The organism is Kitasatospora phosalacinea (assembly GCF_000717185.1).
Taxonomy (GTDB): Bacteria; Actinomycetota; Actinomycetes; order Streptomycetales; family Streptomycetaceae; genus Kitasatospora; species Kitasatospora phosalacinea_A.
The window spans coordinates 48,312-55,570 of the sequence record NZ_JNYE01000040.1; the positions used below are offsets into that span (position 1 = coordinate 48,312).

General features: G+C 77.3%; 8 protein-coding genes and 1 pseudogene. 3 read left to right on the forward strand and 6 right to left on the reverse strand.

All coding sequences use genetic code 11. From position 1 onward, the window contains the following. Positions 1-382: 382 nt before the first annotated feature. The 4 genes and pseudogenes from OO57_RS18620 to OO57_RS18635 form a co-directional block, all read right to left on the reverse strand. Positions 383-772 carry a hypothetical protein gene (locus tag OO57_RS18620; protein ID WP_033253658.1) on the reverse strand — a complete coding sequence of 130 codons (390 nt, stop codon included), beginning with the start codon at positions 770-772 and terminating at the stop codon, positions 383-385. 81 nt (positions 773-853) lie between these two features. Then, entirely contained in the window at positions 854-1,051 is a 198-nt protein-coding gene (locus OO57_RS45665) for a hypothetical protein (RefSeq protein ID WP_158715160.1), read from the reverse strand. A 352-nt stretch (positions 1,052-1,403) separates the two neighbouring features. Next, positions 1,404-1,829: pseudogene (locus OO57_RS47405) on the reverse strand (hypothetical protein); the annotation flags it as partial. A 96-nt stretch (positions 1,830-1,925) separates the two neighbouring features. Further along, entirely contained in the window at positions 1,926-2,426 is a 501-nt protein-coding gene (locus OO57_RS18635; protein WP_033253661.1) for a TspO/MBR family protein, read from the reverse strand. A 126-nt stretch (positions 2,427-2,552) separates the two neighbouring features. On the opposite strand from OO57_RS18635, the gene OO57_RS18640 reads away from it, so the two are divergent. Together OO57_RS18640 and OO57_RS18645 are read left to right on the forward strand one after the other, a co-directional pair. Further along, on the forward strand, positions 2,553-3,782 hold the full coding sequence (locus tag OO57_RS18640) for a PP2C family protein-serine/threonine phosphatase (RefSeq protein WP_033253662.1): 1,230 nt from the start codon (positions 2,553-2,555) through the stop codon (positions 3,780-3,782). 85 nt (positions 3,783-3,867) lie between these two features. After that, positions 3,868-5,040, forward strand: coding sequence for an amidohydrolase (locus OO57_RS18645; protein ID WP_033253663.1), 1,173 nt, complete (start codon positions 3,868-3,870; stop codon positions 5,038-5,040). Positions 5,041-5,090: 50 nt separating this feature from the next. Here the strand turns inward: OO57_RS18645 and OO57_RS18650 are convergent, their stop codons facing one another. Both OO57_RS18650 and OO57_RS18655 read right to left on the reverse strand, forming a co-directional pair. Beyond that, a complete protein-coding gene (locus OO57_RS18650) occupies positions 5,091-6,215 on the reverse strand; it encodes a carboxylate-amine ligase (protein WP_051777930.1) in 1,125 nt (374 codons plus the stop codon). 87 nt (positions 6,216-6,302) lie between these two features. After that, positions 6,303-6,887 carry a hemerythrin domain-containing protein gene (locus OO57_RS18655; RefSeq protein WP_033253664.1) on the reverse strand — a complete coding sequence of 195 codons (585 nt, stop codon included), beginning with the start codon at positions 6,885-6,887 and terminating at the stop codon, positions 6,303-6,305. A 189-nt stretch (positions 6,888-7,076) separates the two neighbouring features. Here OO57_RS18655 and OO57_RS18660 point away from each other — a divergent pair. Continuing rightward, on the forward strand, positions 7,077-7,259 hold a 183-nt coding region (locus tag OO57_RS18660; RefSeq protein WP_158715161.1), incomplete at its 3' end, for an NAD-dependent epimerase/dehydratase family protein.

Here is a 7,259-nt window from a genome sequence, read left to right on the forward strand (position 1 = left end):
GGGTGCTCGTGCGGGCAGCGTGCTCGCGGGGCGTTCCTTCACCCCATCGGGTGCGTCCCCGCACGGGGCCGGGGGGGTGGCCGCCGCCCGAACCGCAGCGCCGCGGACCCGCGGGTCGACGAAGAGGTCTCATCGGGGTCTCCGGTCTCCCTGGTCGGGGGAGGTCGTCCGCGTCCGCACCGGGGGTGCGGGGCGGCGGCCTGCGACGGGTTGGGCCGAGACGTACTGTCCCCCGTCGCGGCCCCCGGTCCGCCGCGGACGGTCCCGCGACGCGGCCCGGCCACCCGTGCGGCCCAGCCCCGCCACCCGTCCGGCCGCGGCAGGCGGCCCCGGCGGGCGGCTCAGGCGGCTCGGGCGGTTCCGGCGGCTCGGGCCCCGGAAGTCAGCCGCCGCTGTCGACCCGGAGGCGGACCTGCTCCTCCAGCCGGGCCAGGCCCTCGTCCAGCTGCCGCTCGACCGTCTCCGCCGGGGGCGCGGAGTCCCCGTCGGGGCAGGAGAGGTGGACGGTCACCCGGCTGGTCCCGCCGTCCAGGCCGGCCACCTGAAGCCAGCCCGCGTGGCGCCCGTCCTCGCGGGTGCCCCACTCCATCCGCAGCAGCGCGGGCCCGTCCGGGCCGTCGTGCTCCCCGCGGACGGCCGCCGCGGGCGGGCCCTCGGCCCGGACGTGCAGGTCACGGGGCATCCAGGCGTCGAGCCGCCCCGGGCCGGCCGCCTCGTCGAGGACCGGCTCCGGGAGGGCCGGCATGGTGCGGGAGCGTTCGTAGTCGGTCATCCGCTGCTCCTTCTGCTGCTCGGGTCCGCCCGCACCGGGCGGACGTCCTGCGGTCGGCCGGACGGTCGGCCGGGCGGTCGGTCAGTCCGGGGGTTCGTCCTCGCCCTCGGCCCGGCCGGTGTCCGCGGCCGTGCGGTTCTGCTCGGAGGTCGGGCCCCCGGTCGGGTCGCGGCCCTCCTCGTCGGCGGCGGGGCCGGTGTCGGGCACCTCCGTCCCGGCCGCGGGCGGCAGGTCGGGCGTCTCGGGCTTCCGGTCGGGCTTCCGGTCGGGGTCGGTCATGGCGGGTTCCTCGCCTTCCTCCGGGTCCACCGGTTCTTCCGGCTCCCCGCGCGGATGCCCCGCCGGGAGCGGCGCACGCCTGCCCGGCCCGCCCCGCGGTGGAGCCGGGCGCGACGCCTTCGACGTCCCGGTAGCCCTCGTACCGGCCGCGCACCACGCGGTCGGCGGTCGGCGGTCGGCGGTCGGCGGTCGGCGGTCGGCGGTCGGCGGCCGCGGGGAACCGATCGCGGCGGCCCTGGCGCTGCGCCACGAGTCCGGGCCGTCGCCGGTCGGCCGGTCGGCGGGTCGGCGGGTCGGCGGGTTGGCGGGTCGGCGGGTCGGCCAGGACGCTGGCGAGGACCTGGAGCACGTGGTTCTGGACGACGTCGCGGACGGCGCCGGTGCGGTCGTAGAAGCGGCCGCGGCCACCATGCCGCCGGAGGGCGCGTGGGCGAGCAGCTTCAGGGTGATCACCGAGCGGTGCACCGCGTCGGTCCAGCGGCCGCGGTAGTGGGACTGGCGCACCCACTGCTGCCGGAAGTCGACGCTCCTCCCCAGCTGTTCGGTGAGCCACGGCCCGGTGGGCTGCTGCGGCGCCGGACCGCCCGGGGCGCAGGTGGTCAGCACCGCCCCGGCCTGCTCGCCGGCCCGCGTCGAAGCGCGGGGCGCAGCCGAACTCGAAGCGGACCGTTCCGCGCACGGTCCGCGCCGGGCGGACGATCGTGCGGCGGTCGCTCGCCCGGTCGTCGTCCTGCGGCAGCATCCAGTCGAGCACCTCGCCGACGCCGTCGGGCGACATGAACCGGGTGACCGGTACGGCCGTGCCCGGGGAGTACGGCTGGCGGCAGGTGACGTCGTCGCCCAGGTCGGGCCCGGAGTCGTGCGCGGGGCGGGCTCAGCCGTTGCGGCGGGCCAGGGAGCCGCTGAGCGCGGTGGCGAAGAGGCACCAGCCGGCGTAGGGGGCGAGGGCGGCGGCGGCCGCGGGGTCGTGGCGGGCCGTCCGCCTGATCAGGTCCAGGGTGTCGGCGTCCAGCAGCAGGCTGCCCGCGACTCCGGCGGCCGGGCTGCGCAGGCCGAAGAAGAGCCAGGTCCATCCGGCGTTCAGCGTCAGGTTCGTCCCGTACGCGGCGGCCAGGGCGGCGCGCTCGCGGCCCCGGACCCGGCCGAGCGCGTGTCCGGCGCTCCAGGCGATCGAGGCGTACAGCGGGGTCCACACGGCCGGGAACACCCAGGAGGGCGGTTGCCACCGGGGCTTGTCCAGCGAGCGGTACCACGAGCCCGCCGGGCCGGCGGCCCGGGCGCCGGTCAGGGCGGCGGCGGCCACCGCCAGGGCGGCTCCCGCGTACGGGGCCGCGCGTCGTGCCTTCGTCGGACGGGTGGTGCACCTGGTCGGCATGTCCCACGTGTGTCCGGCCCGCGCCCGTCCATGCACCGCACCCGGCGCGGGGGGCCGGTCGGGGCTCCCGCGCCTATCGTGGAAGCAGTCCCCGACCGGGAACCGGCGGCGTACGGCAGGTGGAGCGTGAGCGGACCCGTCATCGACTACCGGGCCGTCTTCCAGGCGCTGCCGGGCGCGGCCGCCCTGCTCACGCCCGACCTGGTGTTCGCGGACGTGAACGAGGCGTACCTGCTGCTGTCCGGGCGCGAGCGGGCGCGGGTGGTCGGCCGGTTCCTGTTCGACGTCTTCCCGGACAACCCCGACGACCCGGCGGCCACCGGCGTGCGCAACCTGCACGCCTCGCTGCGGCGGGTCGCGGCGACCGGCGAGCGCGACACCATGGCCCTGCAGCGCTACGACGTGGAGGACCCGGAGCGTCCCGGGCAGTGGCAGGAGCGCTACTGGAGCCCGGTCAACGTGCCCCTCCTCGGCCCGGACGGCGGCGTGGTGCTCCTGCTGCACCGGGTCGAGGAGGTGACCGAGCTGATCCGGACCCGCGGCATCCGCGACAGCGGCCGGAACCGGGCTCTGGGGGCCGAGCTCTACAGCCGGGCCCGGGAGCTCCAGGACGTCAACGAGCGCCTGCGCCGGGCCCACGCCCGGGAGCGGGAGGTGGCCCTGCACCTCCAGGGGGCGATGCTGCCCGCGCTGCACCCGCCGGGCCACGACCGGGCGGCCGTGCGCTACCGGCCCGCGGCCGGTGCGCTGAACGTCTGCGGCGACTGGTACGACCTGGTCGACCTCCCCGGGGACGGGCGCACCGCGGTGGCCGTCGGCGACGTGGTGGGGCACGGGCTGCGCGCCGCCGGGGTGATGGGGCAGCTGCGCAGCGCCCTGTCGGCGGCCTCCCGGGTCGCGGTCGGGCCCGCCCAGGCCCTGGAGGTGCTCGACCGGTACGCCCGCTCGGTGGACGGGGCGGAGAGCACCACCGCCGTGTCGGTCTTCATCGACCGGGCGGCCCGCGCCCTGACCTACAGCAGCGCCGGTCACCCGCCGCCCGCGCTGTGCGGGCCGGACGGGTCGGTGGCCTTCCTGGACGGGGCCACCGACCCGCCGCTGGGCGCCCGCCCCGAGTACGCCGGGCGTCCCCAGGCGCGGGCGGCCTTCGCCGACGGCTCCGTCCTCGTGCTGTACACCGACGGCCTGGTCGAGCGCCGTCACGAGGACATCGACGCGGGCCTCGGCCGCCTGGCCCGCTCGCTGGCCCGGCACCGCCGCGCCGCCCCCGGCCCGCTGGCCGACGCCCTGCTCGCCGACCTCGTCCCGCCCGCCGGGCTGACCGACGACACCGCCCTGGTGGTGCTGCGGCTGTGAGCCCGCGGGCGGCCGCTGGTGTGGGGACGGCGGTGGGTGGCAGACGGGAGGGCGGAACGGTCCGCGTCGAGCCCCGGGAGCCGAAGTGCCTCACCACCGCGACGACCTGTACGAACGCGTCCGGGAGGCGGTGGGCCGCCGGGCGGACGAGGTGTGGGCGACGGCCCTCGCCCTGCACGCCGACCCGGAGTGCGCCTTCGCCGAGCACCGGGCCGCCGCCCTGCTGACGGGCGAGCTGGAGCGGGCGGGCTTCGCGGTGCGGCGGGGCGTGGCGGGGATGCCGACCGCGTTCACCGCCGCGTCCGGCCGGGGGCGCCCGGCGGTGGCCCTGCTGCTGGAGTACGACGCGCTGCCCGGGCTCGGGCACGCCTGCGGCCACAACCTGATCGCGGCGGCCGGGCTGGGCGCGGCGCTGGCCGCCCGCGAGGTGCTGCCGGAGGACGCCGGGACGGTGCTGGCGGTCGGCACCCCGGCGGAGGAGGGCGGCGGCGGCAAGGCCCTGGAGGTGGAGGCGGGGGTGTTCGACGGGGTCGACGCCGCGCTGATGTTCCACCCCGGCGTCCACGACTGGACGCACGCGGTGCTGACCGCGCAGGAGCAGTACCTGGTCGCCTTCCACGGCCGGGCCGCCCACCCGACGGGCGACCCGACGCACGGCATCGACGCGCTGGCCGCGCTGGTCGAGCTGTTCAACGTGCTGTCCGCGCTGGGGCGGCGGCTCCCGCCCGCCTCCCACGTGCAGGGCATCGTCACGGCCGGGGGAACGGCGACGAACATCGTGCCCGACCTCGCCGAGGGCCGGTTCGGGCTGCGGGCCGCCACCAGCGCCGAACTGGACCGCCTGGCGGGGCAGTTGCGCACCGGTGCCGAGGGCGTCGCCGCGGCGACCGGCACGACGGTGACGGTGCAGCGGGCCGGTGTCCGCTACGAGCACTTCCGTGACAGCGCGCCGCTGTCCGGGCGCTTCGCGGCGCACCTGGCCCGGTCCGGCACCGTCCTCACGCCGCCGCTCCCGGGGGTGCTGCTGGGCTCCTCGGACATCGGCAACGTCAGCGCGCGGGTGCCCGCCGTCCACCCGTTCGTCGCGATCACGGACGCGGACGGGTCCGACCACACCCCCGAGTTCGCGGCCGCCGCGGCCTCCCCGCGGGCCCGGTCGGTCCTGCGGTCCGTCACCGAGGCCCTCGCCTGCACCGCGGTGGACGTCCTGCTGGACGCCGGGCTGCGGCGGGCGGCGTGGGAGCAGCACGAGGGGTAGCCCCCGCCGGGCCCGCCCGCGGCAGCCCGCCGCCGGGCCCGCCCGCGGCTTCACTGCGCGGGCTCCGCCTCCGGTTCCCCGGACGGCGTGCCGTCGGTGACGCTGCTGACCAGGTCGACCAGTCCGGCGCGGCCGCCGCGGCGCAGGGCGCGGCGCTGGCGGACGGCGCCGTTGCCCTCGGTGAGCAGGCGCCCCAGGAGCTGCTCGACCCGCGGGGCGTCGCCGTGGCGGTGCAGGGCGGGGCCGAGGGTGTCGAGGACGCGGTCGACGACCGTCGGCGGGGAGTCCAGCGTGCCGGTGCCGGGGTCGTAGAGGCGCTCGGTGCAGCCGTGGCGGGCGGCGTACCAGACGGCGGCGGCCAACGCCTCGTGGTGGGGCGGGGCGGACGGGCGGGGCGGGTCGGTGAGCAGGGTCGCGGCGACCGCCCGGACCAGGCCGGCCAGCATCACGGCCTCGTCGACCCGGAGTTGGACGTCCATCGCCCTGATCTCCACGGTGGGGTAGCGCTCGGAGAGCCTGGCCTGCCAGTAGAGCTGGCCGGTGTCGCCGATCAGCCCGGTGTCGACGAGGGCGCGGATCCGGGCGTCGTAGTCGGCGGCGCCGTCGAAGTGCGGGGGCACGCCGCTGACCGGCCAGCGGCTGAAGACCACCGTCCGCCAGTCGGCGAAGCCGGTGTCGACGCCGTTCCACAGCGGCGAGTTGGCGGACAGCGCGACGATCAGCGGCAGCCAGGGGCGCAGGCCGTTCAGGACGGCGACGCCCGCTTCGCGGTCCGGGACGCCGACGTGCACGTGCATGCCGGTGATCAGCTGCTCGTCCGTCAGTTGCGGGGCGTCCGCGTGGATGGTGCGGTACCGGGGGGTGTCGCTGACCGGCACCGACAGGCGGTCGGCGAAGGGCGCGGCGCCGCAGGCGGCCAGTCGGCAGCCCTGCTGGGCGGCGGCCGCGGCGAGGGCGCCGCGCAGCCGCCCCAGGTGGGCGCCGACCTCGTCGAGCGTCTCGCAGACCGGGGTGGCGACCTCCAACTGCGCCTGTAGCAGCTCGCGTTGCACCTCGTCCCCGTCGATCCCCGGCTGCTGGTCCGCCGCCTTCCTGATCTGCTCGGCCCGGGCCACCGGTACGCCGGTGGCGGCGTCCAGCAGCAGGTACTCCTCTTCCACACCCACGGTCACCATGTGCGGCGGCTACCCCCGGACGGGGCGTCCAACCGCGGTCGCCCCGGCCCGCCCGCCGGGGTGCGCGGGCGGGCCGGGGCGGGGGCGTCAGTCGCGGTGGTGGGCGAAGGCGTCCTTGGCGCGGTCCAGCAGGGAGGCGAACGGGCCCACCGTCCACTGCAGGGCCGGTTTGCCGGCGGTGCCCGGGTGGGGGTGGGTCGGGGCGATCCGCTCGGCCGCCAGGAGGCGGCGGCCCATCGCCCGGCGCTGGTCGGCGTCGCAGGAGGCCAGCAGCGCGGGGAACTCCTCGGTCTCCTCGTGCTGCGCGTGGGCCTCGACCGCCTGCTGGAAGGCGGTCAGTTCGGCGTCGAACTCGGGGCTCGCCACGTCCAGCTTCTCCAGCTCCAGCAGGGCGCGGTTGGCCTCGGCCTCCTCCCGGTTGCGGGCCGAGGCCTCGCTGCGGCCCGCGGCGCGCTCGGCCGCGGGCCGCACCACCAGTTCCTCGCCGGTCTCGTGGACCGCCAGCAGCGCCCGCAGCTCGTCGAACGCCTGCTGCTTGTGCTCGCCCTGCGCGGCGCGGACGTCCGCGAACAGCCCGCGGATCCGCTGGTGCTGCGCCAGCAGGACGTGGACGACGTCCTCCTGCGGCGCCGCGCCCGTGTCCGTCCCCGTTCCGGTGGTCGTGCCGGTCATGGTCTGACTCCTCTCGCTGCCGAGTAGCTGTCCGCAGTCGTCTCACCGACCGTTGCGGCACCAAACGGTCGTTCCCGCCGGAATTTCCCCCACCAAGAACCAACAAATTGTCTGTTGACTTGAGTTTGTTCTTGTTTGAAGATGATGGAATAGTCGAGCGTGAACGTCGAACTGCGGGAGGTCGAGGGCATGGGCAAGTACCTGGTCACGGGCGGAGCCGGCTACGTGGGGAGCGTGGTGGCGGCGCACCTGTTGGAGGCGGGCCACCAGGTCACCGTGCTGGACGACCTGTCGACCGGGTTCGCGGCGGGTGTGCCGGAGGGTGCGGAGTTCGTGCGGGGCCGGATCCAGGACGCGGGCGAGGTGCTGGAC

Excerpts from the sequence above, each read along its gene's own strand:
- OO57_RS18635 (WP_033253661.1), bottom strand. The coding sequence starts at position 2,426 with ATGCCGACCAGGTGCACCACCCGTCCGACGAAGGCACGACGCGCGGCC.
- OO57_RS18620 (WP_033253658.1), bottom strand. The coding sequence starts at position 772 with ATGACCGACTACGAACGCTCCCGCACCATGCCGGCCCTCCCGGAGCCG.
- OO57_RS18650 (WP_051777930.1), bottom strand. The coding sequence starts at position 6,215 with ATGGTGACCGTGGGTGTGGAAGAGGAGTACCTGCTGCTGGACGCCGCC.
- OO57_RS45665 (WP_158715160.1), bottom strand. The coding sequence starts at position 1,051 with ATGACCGACCCCGACCGGAAGCCCGACCGGAAGCCCGAGACGCCCGAC.
- OO57_RS18655 (WP_033253664.1), bottom strand. The coding sequence starts at position 6,887 with ATGACCGGCACGACCACCGGAACGGGGACGGACACGGGCGCGGCGCCG.